The organism is Parazoarcus communis, assembly GCF_003111665.1.
GTDB classification, from domain to species: domain Bacteria; phylum Pseudomonadota; class Gammaproteobacteria; order Burkholderiales; family Rhodocyclaceae; genus Parazoarcus; species Parazoarcus communis_B.
In genome coordinates, this window is the sequence record NZ_CP022188.1 from 4799412 (window position 1) to 4816781 (window position 17370).

16 protein-coding genes and 1 pseudogene are annotated in these 17370 nt (G+C 62.6%); 9 read left to right on the top strand and 8 right to left on the bottom strand.

The features are described from left to right. Nucleotides 1–148 precede the first annotated feature (148 nt). Both lptG and lptF read right to left on the bottom strand, forming a co-directional pair. The gene (lptG, locus tag CEW87_RS21870) at nt 149–1225 is read right to left on the bottom strand and encodes an LPS export ABC transporter permease LptG (protein WP_108976685.1); all 1077 of its coding nucleotides are present in this window, start codon (nt 1223–1225) and stop codon (nt 149–151) included. Continuing rightward, nucleotides 1222–2301: an LPS export ABC transporter permease LptF gene (lptF, locus tag CEW87_RS21875; protein ID WP_108976687.1), complete on the bottom strand. Its 1080-nt coding sequence runs from the start codon at nt 2299–2301 to the stop codon at nt 1222–1224. The genes lptG and lptF overlap by 4 nt, the downstream gene beginning before the upstream one ends. A 123-nt stretch (nt 2302–2424) precedes the next feature. Here lptF and CEW87_RS21880 point away from each other — a divergent pair, with 123 nt between their 5' ends. From CEW87_RS21880 to CEW87_RS21890, 3 genes are read left to right on the top strand one after another with little or no spacing between them, the layout of a single operon-like run. Further along, nucleotides 2425–3927: a leucyl aminopeptidase gene (locus tag CEW87_RS21880; RefSeq protein WP_108976689.1), complete on the top strand. Its 1503-nt coding sequence runs from the start codon at nt 2425–2427 to the stop codon at nt 3925–3927. A gap of 5 nt (nt 3928–3932) precedes the next feature. After that, a complete protein-coding gene (locus tag CEW87_RS21885) occupies nt 3933–4370 on the top strand; it encodes a DNA polymerase III subunit chi (protein ID WP_108976691.1) in 438 nt (145 codons plus the stop codon). Further along, a complete protein-coding gene (locus tag CEW87_RS21890; RefSeq protein ID WP_108976693.1) occupies nt 4367–4879 on the top strand; it encodes a hypothetical protein in 513 nt (170 codons plus the stop codon). Before CEW87_RS21885 ends, CEW87_RS21890 begins: the two co-directional genes overlap by 4 nt. A gap of 135 nt (nt 4880–5014) precedes the next feature. Here CEW87_RS21890 and CEW87_RS21895 read toward each other — a convergent pair whose 3' ends face one another. The 3 genes from CEW87_RS21895 to dctP form a co-directional block, all read right to left on the bottom strand. Continuing rightward, nucleotides 5015–6547, bottom strand: coding sequence for a TRAP transporter large permease (locus tag CEW87_RS21895; RefSeq protein WP_108976695.1), 1533 nt, complete (start codon nt 6545–6547; stop codon nt 5015–5017). A 1-nt stretch (nt 6548) separates the two neighbouring features. Continuing rightward, nucleotides 6549–7190, bottom strand: a complete 642-nt coding sequence (locus tag CEW87_RS21900) for a TRAP transporter small permease subunit (protein WP_108976697.1) — start codon at nt 7188–7190, stop codon at nt 6549–6551. A gap of 181 nt (nt 7191–7371) precedes the next feature. Then, nucleotides 7372–8466 (bottom strand): TRAP transporter substrate-binding protein DctP, encoded by a 1095-nt coding sequence (gene dctP / locus CEW87_RS21905; RefSeq protein ID WP_108949067.1) that lies wholly within the window; start codon nt 8464–8466, stop codon nt 7372–7374. A gap of 318 nt (nt 8467–8784) precedes the next feature. On the opposite strand from dctP, the gene CEW87_RS21910 reads away from it, so the two are divergent. Next, nucleotides 8785–9717 (top strand): LysR family transcriptional regulator, encoded by a 933-nt coding sequence (locus CEW87_RS21910; protein WP_108976699.1) that lies wholly within the window; start codon nt 8785–8787, stop codon nt 9715–9717. 98 nt (nt 9718–9815) lie between these two features. Continuing rightward, a complete protein-coding gene (locus CEW87_RS21915) occupies nt 9816–12812 on the top strand; it encodes a valine--tRNA ligase (RefSeq protein ID WP_108976701.1) in 2997 nt (998 codons plus the stop codon). A 95-nt stretch (nt 12813–12907) separates the two neighbouring features. Here the strand turns inward: CEW87_RS21915 and CEW87_RS21920 are convergent, their stop codons facing one another. Both CEW87_RS21920 and CEW87_RS21925 read right to left on the bottom strand, forming a co-directional pair. Continuing rightward, entirely contained in the window at nt 12908–13138 is a 231-nt protein-coding gene (locus CEW87_RS21920) for a sulfurtransferase TusA family protein (RefSeq protein ID WP_108976703.1), read from the bottom strand. 91 nt (nt 13139–13229) lie between these two features. Beyond that, nucleotides 13230–14669: a M48 family metalloprotease gene (locus CEW87_RS21925; protein WP_108976705.1), complete on the bottom strand. Its 1440-nt coding sequence runs from the start codon at nt 14667–14669 to the stop codon at nt 13230–13232. Between the two features lie 114 nt (nt 14670–14783). On the opposite strand from CEW87_RS21925, the gene moaC reads away from it, so the two are divergent. From moaC to CEW87_RS23085, 3 genes and pseudogenes are all read left to right on the top strand, one after another. Continuing rightward, a complete protein-coding gene (moaC, locus tag CEW87_RS21930) occupies nt 14784–15278 on the top strand; it encodes a cyclic pyranopterin monophosphate synthase MoaC (RefSeq protein ID WP_108976707.1) in 495 nt (164 codons plus the stop codon). Between the two features lie 139 nt (nt 15279–15417). Next, nucleotides 15418–15651 carry a hypothetical protein gene (locus CEW87_RS21935; protein ID WP_108976709.1) on the top strand — a complete coding sequence of 78 codons (234 nt, stop codon included), beginning with the start codon at nt 15418–15420 and terminating at the stop codon, nt 15649–15651. Nucleotides 15652–15708: 57 nt separating this feature from the next. Next, a pseudogene (locus tag CEW87_RS23085) lies at nt 15709–15813 on the top strand (hypothetical protein); the annotation flags it as partial. A 165-nt stretch (nt 15814–15978) separates the two neighbouring features. Here the strand turns inward: CEW87_RS23085 and CEW87_RS21940 are convergent. Further along, nucleotides 15979–16989 (bottom strand): helix-turn-helix transcriptional regulator, encoded by a 1011-nt coding sequence (locus CEW87_RS21940; RefSeq protein ID WP_108976711.1) that lies wholly within the window; start codon nt 16987–16989, stop codon nt 15979–15981. 184 nt (nt 16990–17173) lie between these two features. Between CEW87_RS21940 and CEW87_RS21945 the strand changes: the two genes are divergently transcribed. After that, the gene (locus tag CEW87_RS21945; protein ID WP_108976713.1) at nt 17174–17368 is read left to right on the top strand and encodes a hypothetical protein; all 195 of its coding nucleotides are present in this window, start codon (nt 17174–17176) and stop codon (nt 17366–17368) included. The last annotated feature ends 2 nt before the right edge of the window (nt 17369–17370 follow it).

The window sequence follows — 17370 nt, forward strand, 5'->3', positions numbered from 1 at the left end:
CTCGGAATCGCAAAAAACGGACCCTCGGGTCCGTTTTTTTATGTCTGTGCAGCGCGTCCGGCGGGTCTTTTCAACTCCGCAAGCCGGCGCACACCGCCCGCTTGTGCGCAACTCCTTGCCACCGAGCCCCGACGAGAACCCGAAGGCGTCAGCGGCGCTCGACCATATAGAGCATCACTGCCGCAGCAAGCAGGAACAGCATGCTCGGAGTCAGTGCGGCCATCGCCGGCGACCAGGCGTTGATAACGCCGAGATTGGAGAACAGCCCGTTGAGAAGATGAAAGCCGACACCGAGCATCACGCCGAGGAACACCTTGACGCTGACGCCGCCCATACGGTCATGGGTGAAGGCGAAAGGCAGCGCCAGCGCAATCATCACCAGCGCCGCAAACGGATAGATCAGTTTCTTCCACAGCGCGATTTCGTAACGCTCGGCACTTTGCTGGTTATCGCGCAGGTGACGGATGAAGGCCCACAGGTTGCCGACCGACATGCGCTCCGGGACCACCATCAGCACACTGAGCACCTCCGGCGTCAGCTCCGAGTGCCAGATGAATTCGGGCAGGGTTTCAACATCGGTACGGTCAGCATGAAAGTTGGTCTGCACCACGCCGGTGAGGCGCCAGAATCCGTCCTGAGTGTACTCACCCCGCTCCGCCTCGCTGATCGAAGCCAGCGCGGTATTGTCGTCGAAGGTATAGATGCGCACCTTCTCCATCGTGCGATCGGGCTGCAGCGTGCGTACATTGACCACGAGCCGCCCATCCTTGACCCACAAGCCCGAGCGCAGTTGCTGCGACACCGTCGAGTTGGTCGCCGTCAGCCGCCACTGCTGGGCGGCACTCTCGGCGGGCGGCGCAATGTACTCTCCGAAAACGAAGGTCAGCACGACGAATACGCTTCCGATCAGCCCCAGCACCCGCAGCATCCGCCAGGTCGACAAGCCCGACGCACGCATCACCGTGATTTCCGAATGGCGGGCAAGCGTGGTCAGCGCATAGAGAGACCCGATCAGCACCGCCACCGGGAGCAGCTCATACACCCGCCCGGGAAGAATCATCGCCACATAGATCATGGCGTGATGGAGCATGTAGCCGTCCTTGCCGACGCTATCGAGCTCGTTTACGAAATCGAAAAAGGCGAACAGGCCGAGAAAGGCAACCAGCACCATCGCCGTGGCGCCATAGATCTCGCGCGCCAGGTATCGGGTCAGAATCCTGCTCATGAGCGCGACCGCCAGAAAGGAGTCACCACCATCCGGCGGTAGAACATGAATGCCACCAGCGCCAGAACAGCGAGGTGCGGCAACAGCAAGGCGAGCTCGAAACGCAGACGACCCTGCGACACCCAGGCCTGGCAGACGGTGATCGCATTGCTGTAGATCAGATAGGTAAACAGGGCCAGCAGCAGGTTGTTCGTCCGACCGGCACGCGGGTTAACGAAAGACAGGGGGATCGCGAGCAGCGCCAGCAACAGGGCAGCCAGCGGAATGCCGATGCGCCCCGCCAGCTCGGCAAGGTTACGATCATCCGGATTCTGCAGCAGCTGCAGGGTGGGGCGGGTCCGGGTCTTGGCCGGCGCCGCCGCCATCTGTTTGGATTCGATCTGTACCTGATAGCGCTCGAAGGTCATGACCCGGTACTCGGGCGTGCCCGGCGTGCCATCGTAGCGCCGCCCCTTTTCGAGAATCACGTAGCGGTTGCCGTCGGCATCGTTGTGCATGAAACCTTCGGCAGCGGCGATGACCGTCAGCTTGCCCTTGTCTTCCTCACTGACGAAGACATTGCGCACCCGGCCGTCCTCTCCGGCACCCACCTCGACGAAAAACACCCGGCGGGCGCCCGACGATTCACGGAACACGCCCGGCGCCACACGGGTCGTATCGTCGCGACTGTCCAGACGATCGCGGTACTCGGCGTTCTTGAGCTGCGCCCATGGCCCGAGAAAGAGCGTCACCCCGGCAATGACCAGCACCAGCGGCACCGCAAAGCGCAGCACAGGCGAGATCCAGGCCGTCAGCGGCACGCCGGATGCAAACCACACCACCATTTCGGAATCACGATAGCCTCGCGACAGCGAGAGCAGCACGGCAATGAAGAGCGTGAGCGTGAGCACGACCGGAAGCTCGCTCAATGCGCCGAAGCCGATCAGTGCCGCCACGGCGTCCGCGGGCACGCTGCCACCCGCAGCCTGACCGAGAAGCCGGATCAGCACGGTGGTGATGAGAATCGCGAACAGGGCGACAAACACAGCCGCTGCGGCGTAGGAAAATTCCCGCTGAAGGGCGCGGCGGAAGATCATCGCACCAAGTCTGGACCAGTAAGCGTTTTTGGGGAGGGTGTTCAGCTGCTTTTGACGGGCTTGTCGGGAACGGGCCATAATCGGCAACAGACCCAAGGACGCGTCGTACACAGGAGTAAGCTCGTGGAATTTACCATAAAGACCGTCAGCCCGGAGAAAGTCCGGACCGGCGTGCTCGTTGTCGGCGTGTTCGCCGGCGGCACCCTGACCGCCTCTGCCCAGACCCTCGACAAGGCCAGCAAAGGCAAGCTGTCACAACTGATCAAGCGCGGCGACCTCGAAGACAAGGCCGGCGCCTCCATGACGCTTCACGACCTGCCGGGCACGACAGCCGACCGAGTACTCCTCGTGAGCCTCGGCAAGGCCGAGGACTTCAGCGACAAAGCCTATCGCGATGCACTCGGTAGCGTCGCAAAGACGCTGTCGTCCAGCCCTGCCAAGGACGCCACCGTCACCCTTGCCGACACGGCACCGGGACAGCGCTCGCAGGCATGGTGCCTGCAGCAGGCCAGCCGCATCATCGCCGATGGCGCTTATCGCTTCGACGCTCCGAAAGCAGCCGCCAAGGACAGCAAGAAAGAACGTGGCGCTCGCAAGATCACCCTCACGATCAGCGGCAAGGTCAACGCTGGGCTCGAAGCAGCCGTGCGCCGTGGGCAGGCCGTGGCGGAGGGTATGGCGCTGGCCAAGGACCTCGGCAATCTCCCGGGCAACGTGTGCACACCGGCCTATCTCGCGGACACCGCGAAGGCACTCGGCAAGCAGTTCAAGCTCGACGTCGACGTGCTCGACCGCGCCGATATGGAAAAGCTCGGCATGGGCTCGCTGCTCTCGGTTGCGAAGGGTTCCGAACTGCCACCCAAGCTCATCGTCATGCACTACAAGGGCGGCAAGGCCAAGGCCAAGCCCGTGGTGCTGGTCGGCAAGGGCGTCACCTTCGACTCGGGCGGCATCTCGCTCAAGCCCGGCGCCGAAATGGACGAAATGAAATACGACATGTGCGGTGCCGCCAGCGTGATCGGCAGCATCAAGGCCATCGCACGCATGGCCCTGCCGATCAACGTTGTTGCGATCGTACCGGCCACCGAGAACATGCCCAGCGGCACCGCAACCCGCCCGGGCGATGTGGTCACTTCGATGTCGGGCCAGACCATCGAGATCCTGAACACGGACGCCGAAGGCCGGCTCATCCTGTGCGACGCCCTCACCTACGCCGAGCGCTTCAAACCGGACTGCGTCATCGACGTCGCCACGCTGACCGGCGCCTGCGTTGTTGCGCTGGGCAAGATCCCCTCCGGATTGCTCGCCAACGACGACGATCTTGCCGCCGAACTGATCAAGTGCAGCAACGACTCTGGCGACCGCGCGTGGCAGATGCCGCTGTGGGAGGAATACCAGGATCTGCTCAAGAGCAACTTTGCAGACATGGGCAATATCGGCGGCCGTTACGGCGGCACCATCACCGCAGCCTGCTTCCTGTCGCGCTTCACCAAGGCCTACAAGTGGGCCCACCTGGACATCGCCGGTACGGCCTGGGTGTCGGGTGATGCAAAGGGCGCGACCGGACGGCCCGTGCCCTTGCTGACCGAGTTTCTGGTGAGGCGTGCCGAGGGCACGGCGGACTGAACGCGGTGACGCGGGTACAGTTCTATCACAACACGCCGGACCGGCTCGCGCTCACCTGCGAGCTGGCCGCAAACGCACATGCGGGTGGCAGGCAGGTCGCCATCCGCGTTGCAGACTTCGCCCACGCACGCCGGCTTGACCAGCACCTGTGGACAGCCGTGCCGCTCTCCTTCATTCCCCATGTGCTGCTCGAGTCCCCGCTGGCGGCAGAGACGCCGATCGTGATCGGCACCGCCGACAGCACCCGCCCCTGGCCCCATGCCGACCTGCTGTTCAACCTTGCCGACGACATCCCGCCGGGTTTCGAACAGTTCCGCACCGTGGTCGAAATCGTCGGCCAGAGCGAGGCGGACAAACTGCCCGCGCGAACACGCTGGCAGCAGTACAAGTCCAGCCAGGTTCCACTCAAAGCCTTCGACGCCGAAAGCAGGTCAGCCCTATGAATGAGTGGTCACCCCGGGACGAAAGCGCCGACGCCGAACTCGAGCTGGCCGACAGCCTGATCGGCAAAGCCGATGCGCTGCTGCGTCGCCACCACGGCACGAACACCCCGCCCGCTTCGGCAGCGGCCAACGAACCGAATGACGACAGTGACGAACTGCCCATCCTCACCGATGTCGTGCTCGACTTCGACGAAAGCATCCCGCTGCTCAGCGAAGTGGCGCAACTGCAGCAGAACACCCTGGCGCCCGCGCCAGCAGCGGCCGCAAGTCAGACCGGCCTGAGCATCCAGGACCGCGCCCTGCTCGTCGAGCACCTGGTCGAAATCGACACCCTGATCGCGCACGAAGTGGAAACCTGGCTGAGCAACGAGCTCCCGCAATTGCTCTCCCGCGAGCTCGACAAGCTCAATGAGCGACTGCGCATCGAGACCCTCGCCCACCTGCGCGCCACACTGCTCCCCACCCTGTCCGCACACATCGCGAGCCGGCTGGACGATACCGAACGCTGAAGCGCCGGGAAGCCGGCGCCAGTTATCGGCCCCGCGAAAAGGTGACTGACCCCATGTACAAAGGGCCCGGCGATCTGCCGGGCCCTTTTCATCGTTTACGCCGCGCCGGTTTCCACCGACCAGGCCCTGCCGCGTTCAGGAGCCATAGAGCACCCCGGGCAGCCAGGTTGCCAGTGCAGGGAACACCACCACCAGCATCAACGCCAGCACCTGGATGGCGAGGAACACCAGCGACGACTTGAAGATCGTGGCCATGCTGATCGTGGCCGGCGCCACGCCGCGGATGTAGAACAGCGCATAGCCGAATGGCGGACTGAGAAAACTCATCTGCATGTTGACCAGGTAAAGCACCCCGAACCAGACGAGGACCTGGTCAGGCGTCGGTCCGGGCATGCCGAACAAACCGTCAAAGGCCAGACTCTTCACGATCGGCACGAAGATGGGCACCGCCAGCAGCAGGATGCCGACCCAGTCGAGGAACATGCCGAGAACAACCAGCAGGAACATCATCAGGAACAGGATGCCGTAGGGCGAAAGCCCTGTACCGAGCAGACTGTCGGTAATGAAGGATTGCCCGCCCTTGAGGATGTAGAGCCCGACAAAGATCGACGCGCCGAAGATGATCCACAACACCATCACGGTTGCCTTGGCGGTCGCGAGACTGGCACCGAACAGGCCATCAAGCGTGAGACGGCCATGAATCAGCGCCACGATCATGGCACCGAAGGAGCCGAGGCCCGCCGCCTCCACCGGCGTAGCGACGCCGGTAAACAGCAGTCCCAGCACGATGACGACGAGCAGGATGGGGGCAATCAGGCCGCGCAACAGGATCAGCTTGGCGCCCAGACTCAGGCGTTCCTCAACCGGAACGGCCGGACCAACTGCGGGGTTCAGCAAGGAACGGATCAGCACGTAGGCGACATACAGGCCCGCAAGCATCAGACCCGGCAACACGCTGCCCGCATACAGTTCACCGACCGACTGTTGTGCCACCACCGCGTACAGAATGGCGAGGATGGACGGCGGAATAAGCACCCCGAGGGCGCCCCCCGCCATGATCGAGCCAAGCGCGATCTGCTCGTCGTAGTGGCGCTTGAGCATCGCCGGCAGGGCGATGATGCCCATGGTGACGATCGCCGCCCCCACCACGCCGACCATTGCCGCAAGAATGGTGGATGCAAGGATGGTGGCCACTGCAAGGCCGCCGCGCAAGCCGCCCATCCACTGATAGACGGCGTCGAACATCTCCTCGATCAGGCCCGCGCGCTCGAGCATCGTCGCCATGAAGATGAAGAGTGGAATCGCCGCCAGATCGGGGTTCGTCATCATCGGGAAGACGCGACTCGGCACCATGTTCAGCATGGCCGAGTCGCCAACCAGGTACAGAAACACCACACCGAGCCCGCCTGCGACGAAGGCCAGCGGCAGCCCGGCCATCAGCAGCACGAAGAGCGAGCCGAACATGATCCAGGTGAGCGCACTCATGTCCACGTTGGCGAGCACACCTTGCATGCGGAACAGGAAGTAGTCGTCACCCCAGGGGTCGTAGAACGCGATGTTTACCGCCTCGACCGCCATGATGGCGGCGAGCAGCAAGGCTGCGCCGTAGACGGCCAGACGGAAACCGAAATGCTTGCCAGCAGGGGCTTTTGGATTCGTGGTCTGCATGTCAGTACCGCTCCCGGCAGGCCGTTTCAAATCTTCGGATATCCTTTATCAGGTGCGATATTCCCGCCAGCAGGATCAGGATTGCCCCAAGCAGCAGCGCCGCTTTGACCGGCCAGTACTGCACCTGCCAGGTTTCCAGCGAGCGCTCCCCCTGGTTGAAACTGTCGGAAAAGAAGCGCCATCCGGTGGAGATCATCACCAGCACGAAAGCGAAGAAGAACACCGAGGTCACCACATCGACCGCGCCTCGCGCCCGTCTCGACAGCTTGGTGTAGATCACATCCACCCGCACGTGCGAGCCATGCAGCAGGCCGTAGGCGCCGGCGAGCGCGTACTGCATGCCGAACAGCAGATAACTGGACTCATGCACCCAGATCGTGGGCTGATTGAAGGCGTAGCGCATGAGCACCTCGTAGGTGTAGGCGAGCACCGCGTTCACGCTCCACAGCGCAACGAAGGTCCCACTGCGGTCGCTCAGCCAGTCGACCACTCTTTCAAAAGTGGTCGCAGTCGCCTCATGCTTGACCGCGGGCAGCACCCCCTGCCGTTGCGCAAGCACGATCAGGATCAGCGGCATCACTGCCAGCCAGCCCCAGTAGGCCCAATGGGGCATGACAAAGCCAAAGCCCTGCAGGTCACTCATCACGAACTCCGGGAGATAGGCCGGACCGCCCCCGTCCGCAGACAGGTTCGATCCGGAAAAAGATCAGTTGCCGGCAGCGCCGTGCCCCGTCGCCGCGGGCACGCTGCGGCTGCGCGCCCGGATCGCGCCATGACGCGATCCGCCGCACAGCGGTTTTCAACACCGGCACCGCTGGCCAGACTCAGAGACTCTGACCCTTGAGGTCGTCGGCGGTCACATAGCCAAGGATCTCGTTCTTCATGTAGTCGAGCTGCAGCTTGAACACACGCGTCGCATCGGGATCTTTCTTCGCCCACTTGTACCAGATCGGAATCGCCGCCTTGCGGAAGCGCTCGATGTCGGTCGGCCCCATCCGGGAAACCTCGGAGCCCGCAGCGATGAACTTGTCCATCGCCACCATGTTGGCCTTCTGGATTTCCACGTAGTGATGCAGGGAGTAGCTCTTGACCTGATCCTCGACGAACTCCTGCATCTTCTTGCTCAAGCGCTTCCAGGCCCCCATGTTTACCGTGAGGTCCATGATGTCCACCGGCTGGTAGACGCTCATTGTTCCCGGCGGCCCGAACAGGATGTACTTGGTCACCTGGTGGAAACCGAGGTCGTAGTTGACCGCCGGGCCGACGTAGTCGGCCGCATCGATCGTGCCCTTCTCAAGTGCGGGGAAGATATCCGAGCCCGGCAAGGCCACCGTGGAGCAGCCAAAGGTCTGGAACACCTCGGCAACCATGCCGCCGGGCAGACGAATCTTCTTGCCCTTCAGGTCATCGACCGAGCGGATCGGCACCTTGGAGTGAATGATGTTGGCGTCGTGGTGAATCGGACCAACGAAGAACAGCCCCTGCTTGGCGTAGATTTCGCGCGCCAGTTCGAGCATGCCGAGACCGTAGTACATCGTGTCCCACTGCGCCGGCTGATCCGGCCCCATCGGGTACGAGGACAGGAACACCGATGCGGGAATCTTGCCCGCCCAGTACAGCGTGAACGGGTTCATGCCCTGCAGAACACCGCTGCGTACCGAATCGAACAGGGAATTGTTGTCGGCGGCGACTGCCTTTGCCGGAAAAGGCTGAATGCTCAATTCACCGCCGGATTTTTCCTTGAAGTTGTTGCACCAGGTCTCGAAGAGCTTGTAGCCGGTGGTTCCGGCATCCCAGGTCGACTGCACTTTCCAGGTCGTTCCCGACTGCGCCTGTGCATTGCCGATGAACGGCGCCGTCACCAGCGCAGTCGATGCAGCCACCTTCAGAGCCTCTCGGCGTGTGAATGTCTTGCTCATCTCGTCTCCTCCGTCGTTATTTGGCCAGGCAGGCACCCTCGACTTATTTATTCCCGCAGCGCAGCAATTACACTTCGAGCAGATTCTCTACAGCACCTCACCCGGTACATCAAAAGCCAGCCTGGACGCAGCGACCCGCACCTCAGAATTCGCCACAACCCATTGATATAAGGGATAACCCTTAAGACCACAGCAACGCGCCAAAACATTGGCACCACTGCATATTGCGCTGAATTCAAGCCCTGAAAAACACAGCATAAGGAATATCAATTATTCTTCACAGGAATGAGTGAAAGACTCTGGCGCGGGAGAATGCCGATGGACAGATTCACCAGCATGCAGCTCTTCATCCGCCTCGTGGATAGCGGCAGCTTCTCCCGCACGGCGCGCGACATGAACCTGACGCAGCCGACGGTCACCAAGCACATCGCTGCAATCGAGGCCAGGCTCGGCGTCCGTCTGCTCAACCGCAACACGCGCGGCATGCGGCTTACCGAGGCAGGCACGCTGTTCTACGAACGCTGCAAGATCATTCAACGTGAGGTCGAGACGGCCGACGACATGGTCACCCGGCTCGGAGAAAGGGTGAACGGCCGCCTGCGCATCGCGAGCTCCTCGGGCTTCGGACGCAGGGTCGTGATGCCGCTGGCACTCGAGTTCATGGCCAGCAATCCGGGCGTACAACTCGACCTCCAGTTCGACGATCACATGATCGACCTCGTCGAGCACGGCATCGACGTATCAGTGCGAATGGGAAAGCTCGCGGATTCCACGCTCGGCAGTCGCTGCCTCGGACTCAACCCCTGGGTCACCGTGGCGAGCCCGGCCTATCTCGCCCGCTGCGGCGAACCCAACCACCCCTCGCTGCTCACCGCGCACCACTGCATCGTCTATAGCAGCGTGCAGGGCGACCACCTGTGGCATTACGCCGACAGCAAGGGCACCCCGATTCCGGTGGCAGTTGGCGGCCCCTTGCGCACGAACAACATCTCCTGCATCGCCTCGGCCGCAATCGACGGCATCGGCATCGCCCTGCTGCCGCTCTACATTGCGCGCAGGTGGATCGTGCGCGGCGCGCTGACGTCGATCCTGAAGGACTTTCCCCTGCCAGCGCAGGAGATCCACGCGGTCTACCCTTCGCCCAGACTCGTTCCCGCCAAGGTCAGCGCATGGATCGGTTTTCTGCAGACGCAGTTCGAGGACGATGCGTGGATCAAGCGCGAATGGGGAAATCTCGACTCACTGCGCTGAGCGAACACGCCTTGCGTTGTTTCGGACGAATGCCACCGGGAGTGTTGGTGGCGCATCCGTTATAATTACGCCTTTGCCTTCAAGCGCGCTAAAACAACATGGAACTGGCCAAAAGCTTCGAACCGGAGAACATCGAGCGTCGCTGGTACCCCGAGTGGGAATCCCGCGGCTACTTTGATGCCGGCCTCGACAAGTCGAACCCCAACGCCTTCTGCATCCTGCTGCCGCCGCCGAACGTCACCGGCACGCTGCACATGGGTCATGGCTTCAACCAGACGATCATGGATGCGCTCACCCGCTACCACCGCATGCGTGGCCATAACACGCTGTGGCAGCCGGGCACCGACCACGCCGGCATCGCTACCCAGATCGTGGTCGAGCGCCAGCTCGACGCCCAGGGCATCTCGCGTCACGAACTCGGGCGCGAGAAGTTCCTGGAGAAAGTGTGGGAGTGGAAGGAGTACTCCGGCGGCACCATCACCCGCCAGATGCGCCGCCTCGGCACCAGCCCGGACTGGAAGCGCGAGCGCTTCACCATGGACGAAGGCCTGTCGAAGACCGTCACCGAAACCTTTGTCCGGCTCTACAACGAGGGCCTGATCTATCGCGGCAAGCGTCTGGTCAACTGGGATCCGAAGCTGGGTACGGCCGTGTCTGACCTCGAGGTGGTCTCCGAGGAAGAAGACGGCAAGCTGTATCACATCATGTACCCGTTCTCCGACGGCGCGATCGACGGACTGCAAGGCCTCACCGTCGCTACCACCCGGCCCGAAACCCTGCTGGGCGACGTCGCGGTGATGGTGCACCCGGAGGACGAGCGCTACGCTCACCTGATCGGCAAGACCGTGCGTCTGCCGCTCACCGGCCGCGACATCCCGATCATCGCCGACGACTACGTCGACCGTGAATTCGGCACCGGCTGCGTCAAGGTCACCCCGGCGCACGACTTCAACGACTACGCAGTCGGTCAGCGCCACAAGCTCGACATGATCGTGGTGCTCAAGCTCGACGGCAGCCTGCCCGCCGTCGCCGAGCGCTACACCACCGACGGCAAGGCTCTCGAAGGCGTGGCCATGCCCGCCAGCATCGTCGGCATGGATCGCGTACCTGCCCGCCACCAGGTCGTGACCGAGCTCGAAGCGCTCGGCCTGATGCTCGAGATCAAGGCGCACAAGATGCAGGTGCCGCGTGGCGACCGTACCAACGTCGTGATCGAGCCGATGCTCACCGACCAGTGGTTCGTCGCCATGAGCAAGCCGGGCGCCGACGGCAAGTCGATTACGCAGAAGGCGCTCGACGTGGTCTCGTCGGGCGAGATCAAGTTCTATCCGGAAAACTGGATCAACACCTACAACCAGTGGCTCAACAACATCCAGGACTGGTGCATCTCGCGTCAGCTGTGGTGGGGCCACCGCATTCCTGCCTGGTACGACGAGGAAGGCAAGATCTACGTTGCCACCGACGAAGAAGCCGCCATTCGTGCATGGAAGACCGCGCTCGAAGCCGAGATCGACGGCCTCAAGGCTGAAGTCCAGGCCCGCCAGGCCAGGGGCGAGACCACCGAGCAGCACCCGGAACTCGCGCAGCGCCTGTCCGTGCTGCACGCCCGTTACGAAGAGGGCAAGCTGCGCCGCGAAGACGACGTGCTCGACACGTGGTACTCGTCCGCACTGTGGCCGTTCTCCACGCTCGACTGGACGGCCGAGTGGCCGCAGCAGAGCAACGACGCGCTCGACCTCTACCTGCCCTCCACCGTGCTCGTCACCGGCTTCGACATCATCTTCTTCTGGGTCGCCCGGATGGTGATGATGACGACCCACATCACCGGCAAGATTCCGTTCAAGCACGTCTATGTGCATGGCCTGATCCGCGATGCGGAAGGCCAGAAGATGTCGAAGTCGAAGGGCAATGTGCTCGACCCGATCGACCTCATCGACGGCATCGCCATCGACGAACTGGTGAAGAAGCGCACCTTCGGCCTGATGAACCCGAAGCAGGCGCAGAGCATCGAGAAGAAGACGCGCAAGGAATTCCCGGAGGGCATCCAGGCCTTCGGCACCGACGCCCTGCGCTTCACCTTCGCCAGCCTTGCCAGCCCGGGCCGCGACATCAAGTTCGACCTCGCGCGCTGCGAGGGCTATCGCAACTTCTGCAACAAGCTGTGGAACGCCACCCGCTTCGTGCTGATGAACTGCGAAGGTCAGGACTGCGGCATGAACGAGCACACGCCGGATCAATGCGCCCCCGGCGGCTATCTCGACTTCTCCTTTGCCGACCGCTGGATCGTTTCCCGTCTGCAGCGCACCGAAGCCGACGTTGCCACCCAGTTCGAGTCCTACCGCTTCGACCTCGTCGCCCGCACGGTGTACGAATTCGTGTGGGACGAGTACTGCGACTGGTACCTGGAGCTGGCCAAGGTCCAGATCCAGACCGGCACCCCGGAGCAGCAGCGCGCCACCCGGCGCACCCTGCTGCGCGTACTCGAGACCGTGCTGCGCCTCGCCCACCCGCTGATTCCCTTCATCACGGAAGAGCTGTGGGAAACCGTTGCGCCGCTCGCCGGACGCAAGGATGCCGAGAGCGTGATGCTGGCGCGCTACCCGCAGGCGGACCTGAGTCGCGTCGATGAAGCGGCCGAAGCTAAAGTCACCGAACTGAAGGCCATGATCTACGCCTGTCGTAACCTGCGCGGCGAGATGAACATCTCCCCCGCCCAGCGCCTGCCGCTGGTCGCGGCGGGCAGCGCCGACAAGCTCAAGGCCTATGCGCCCTATCTTGCGGGTCTGGCCAAGCTGTCGGATGTCGAGATCGTCGCCGAAATCAGCGCCGAAGAGCTGGCACCGGTGGCCGTGGCTGGCGAAACCCGCCTGATGCTGCGCGTGGAGATCGACATCGCCGCAGAGCGCGAGCGCCTCGGCAAGGAGATCGCCCGCATCGAAGGCGAGATCGTGAAGGCCGAAGGCAAGCTGGGCAACGCCAGCTTCGTCGATCGTGCCCCCGCTGCCGTCGTGCAGCAGGAACGCGATCGCCTCGCCGGCTTCAAGGTCACGCTGGAGCAGTTGCGCCCGCAACTGGCAAAGCTGGCCGGGCATTGATGCAATCTCCCGGGGCCGACGTGGCCCCGGGGTGAAGCTCAAGCAAAAGGGCCGCTGATCGCGGCCCTTTTGCTTGAGTAACACTCAGTGCAACATCACTTGCGCCGCATGAAGAACTCGAATGCCTTGTCAGCGGTCTCGCCCTGCTTGACCAGTTCATTCCCGGTCTGCTTGGCAAAAGCCTGAAAGTCTTTCACCGAACCCGGGTCGGTCGCAATGATCCGCACAACCTGGCCATGCTCAAGCTCGGCCAGTGCCTTCTTGGCACGCAGGATCGGCAACGGGCAGTTCAGACCGCGGGCGTCTACTTCCTTGTCGAAATCCATTGCTTCGTCCTTAGTCTTCGTTATCAGCAAACCCGACGATTTTAATGTAAAGCACAGCGCACCGGTAGACGCATCCCGCATGCCACACGACTCAGCGCTCGAGTCCGCGCTCGCGACGTTCCTCGCGCACCCGGATCTTCAGTTCGCGCAGGCGCGCGTCGACGGCAGAGAGGTCGTAGAAGTCGCCGTCCCCAGCCTTGCGCGCGAGCTCTAGCTGCTCGACCGCAGCGGGATAGCTCCCCTGCAGGGCGTAGACTTCAGCCTGTGCGCGGTGACGGGCGGTCAGCTTGCCAAGCTGCGCATTGGCCCGCGACAGCAATTGCCACAGCCGGATATCCTCGGCGCGCGTCTGCAGCCCCTGACGGACGCCGACAACCGCGTCCGCCGCCCGTCCCGCAATGATCTGCGCATCAGCCAGCGCGTAGCGCAAGCTCTGATTGGCAGGAAAACGCCGCGCCGCCGCGTCCAGCGTCTTGACCGCGGCACCCGCGTCACGCCGTGCCATCGAAAGCTCTGCGGCAAGCGTCTCGATGAAGGCCGACGGCTCCGTGCTGCTGCGCAATGCCTTCAGGCCCGCCTCGGCGTCATCCAGCCGCCCGGCACGCATCTGCGCCCGGATAAGGCCGTACCGCACCGCCTCATCCTTTGGCGAACGCGCGAAAAGGTCTTCAAAGGTCTTCAGCACTTCCGCAGGCTGCGCGGTCTGCGACCGCAGCTTGGCCCGCACGTAGCGGAAATCGGCGGAATCCGGCACTTGCCGGTAGCGCAGCGACGCCGCTCGGTTCTCCATGTCGGCAATACGTTCGGTCGTCAGCGGATGGCTGCGCAGATAGGCCGGCGCATTGTTCTCGTAAAGACGGCTCGAGCGCTGCAGCCGCTCGAAGAAGCTGGGCATGCCGCGCACATCGAAACCGGCAGACTCCAGCGTCTGCAAACCCGCGCGATCCGCCTCGCGCTCGAAATCGCGGGAGTAGCCAAGTTGCGACTGAATGGCGCCGGCCTGACCGGCTGCAACTGCAGCCATGCTGGCATCCGTATTGCTGCGCGCCGCCAGCACCGCAACCAGCAGCGAGGCGAGCATCAGAATGCCGGCCTGACTTTGCTTGCCCACGATCTGGGCGATATGGCGCTGCGTGACGTGGGCGATCTCATGGCCAAGCACCGAAGCCAGTTCGGACTCGCTCTCGGACGCGAGAATCAGCCCCGAGTGCACGCCGATATAGCCACCCGGCAATGCGAAGGCGTTGAGGGTGGCATCCTTGACCACAAAAAAATCGAAGCTCTGCAGCGGGTTGTTGCTGACCGCTGCCAGACGCTTGCCGAGGCGATTAACGTATTCTTCGACCTCGGCATCATCGAGATAGGCCGCATCCTTCCAGCGGATCTCGCGGATGATCTCCTCACCGATACGGCGCTCTTCCGCGGGCGACAGGTCGGACGTACCCACGTCGCCGAGATCGGGCAGATCGACGGCATGGGCAGGAAAAGCCAGCGCGAGGCTGAGCAGCAGGGCGAGGGATCGACGCATCATGGGATGCTATGATAACCCTCCCGAAGCGTAGTTCCGGCGTGCGGTGTATCGGCATGTAGCAAGTGCCAGTCGCGCCGTCGAACCATTCACTCAATACCCTTCCGACACCGAACAATGAGCGATTCCACTCCGTCCGCCCTGACCCATTTCGACGCCGAAGGCCAGGCCCACATGGTTGATGTCGGCGCCAAAACGGAAACCCGCCGGGTTGCCGTCGCGACCGGCCGCATCCTGATGGAAGCCGCGACCTTCGACACCATTCAGAGCGGCACGGCAAAGAAGGGCGACGTGCTGGGCATCGCCCGCATCGCCGCCATCCAGGGCGCCAAACGCTGCAGCGACCTGATCCCGCTGTGCCACCCGATCCCGCTCACCCGCGTCGCCGTCGAGTTCGAAAGCGATCCCACCGCGCTCGCCATTCGCTGCACGGTGACGGCCGAAACCGTCGGCCGCACCGGCGTCGAGATGGAAGCGCTCACAGCGGTCAACGTCGCCCTGCTCACCATCTACGATATGTGCAAGGCGATGGATCGCGGCATGCGCATGGAAGGCATCCAGCTGATGGAAAAGCTCGGCGGCAAGTCGGGGCACTGGGTCGCGGAAGGCTAGACTGTTGTTTCCGTTAGAATTTTCGGATCGCAGCCAACCACGAAGACCACGTCCGTCGCGATACAGAACTCTGACAATAGCTTGTAAATTCTGACGCACATTCGATCTTGTCCAATTCCTGTCCAAATGGAGACGAGGAATGGCATCGATACGTCGCAGAGGAACGAAGTGGCAGACCCGAGTTATCCGCAAGGGCTTCATTGATGAAGTGAAGACCTTCTCGACCCGCCAAGACGCCGAGCGGTGGGCGAGAACCATCGAAGTCGAGATGGAACGCGGTAGCTATGTCAGCAGAACTGAAGCCGAGACAACCACGCTCCGAGAAATCATCAACCGCTACATCGTTGAGGTCGTCCCAACAAGGCGTGGTTGAAAGGAAGAGACTATCAGGCTTAGGGCGACTTGCCGCCGTCAAATTGCCGACCTGAGCATGGCCGCCCTCACACCGAAGCTTATCGCCGCTTACCGCGATGAACGACTAACCGAGGTCAAGCCCGCGACAGTCATTCGGGAACTCGCCTACCTATCGTCAATCGTCAACCACGCACGACGCGAATGGGGTATCAACATCACGAACCCCGTTACGTCGGTTCGACGCCCAGCGAGTCCAGAAGGACGCAATCGAGTACCTTCCACTGACGAAGAAATCGCGCTACTGGAAGCACTAGTGGCGACAGGAAGACGAAACCCCCGGAGCAGGTCAGGGCTCCGGCGAAGCGTATTTTCGGGCCATTCCAGCGGCGACGTCCGACAATTCCTGTCGCAGGGCAGTTGGGCTCAGCACTTCGACCGCGTCGCCAAAGCCGAGCAGCCACCATCTGAGCTGCGGGGTATCGGCAACGGTTGCATGGACAAGCAGCGTGTCGCCCTCCTCGCTTACCTTCTGATCGGTAGACAGGGGCGTTTCGAGCAGATGCTCTCCGGCTTCGCGCGAGAAGCGCAGCGCGACTTGTATTAACTGGCCCTTGCCGAAAGCCCAGATACCCCGCTCGATACCGGCGTCGAGATCGTAGCCCGGTGGTGGAATGGCTGGTTCTTCGCGTAGCGTTGCCGCCTCAACGCGGTGCAGGGCGAAGTTCTGCGCATTGGGGTAGTCGCCAATCCGGGCATGCAGGTAGATCACCCAGCCACGCTGGATGATGGCCAGCGGGTGTATCCGGTAACTCTCCGCGGACTTACTGCCCTTCTTCCGGTAGCTGATGTCCAGTTGGCGTTCGTGCATCAACGCATCCGAGACGGTGCGCTGAATCTCTTGGGCGACTCCGGGCGGTATCAGTGGTTGGGCGGGCGGGACGGTGCGGACCTTGTCCAACCAGGATCGCGTGGGCTTGGGTTGCTGCTCGGCAGACAGCCGGCTGCGGGCGGCCTGGAACTGGGGCTGAAGGTGTTCGACGATACCGGCCGGGAGCAGGCTGCGCAGGTGCTGTTCCGCTAGAACCCAAGTCAGTGCCTCGGCAACCGACAATCCCGGCAGGTCGAAACTACGGGCTTCACGCTGCCAACTCCAACCGTAAGGCTTGGCGCGCTCATCAACCACCAGCGGAAAGGCACTCGACAGGTCCATCAGGTCGCGCTGGACGGTCCTCTCCGTAGTGTCGAAGCCCTGCACGGCAAGCGCCTGCTTGAGTTCTTGAACGGTGATTTTCTGCGGATAGCGGGGTAAGAGCCTGAGAAGCTGCCAGTGGCGAAGGATGGTCTCTCGGATAGTCACTCGTGTCTGTCTCGCAATTGCACTGCTTGGCTCTTCTCAGCTCGCGGCATGCGATCTTCCGCACGCCCTGCGACAGGCTGCGTCGCACAACACCGTTATCCTACGTCTATCGCGTGTCGGGCTGACCATTCTCATGGTCTACGGCATGATGTCAATGCAATCAACTCATCACGGAGACATCTCCATGAGTGGCTATGCGGTGAAGGTGCAAGGCGGTTCCGCGAAGGTGGTCGACATCAAGACTGGCGGGATCAAGCGGACTGTAAGCGGCGGCATCCTCTCGGCGCAGGTGCTTGGTGACATGGTTCAGGTCACGGACAAGAACGGGCGCGTGAGGGTCATCGAGATCAAGACAGGGGCGGTCAAGCGCAGCCTCTGACG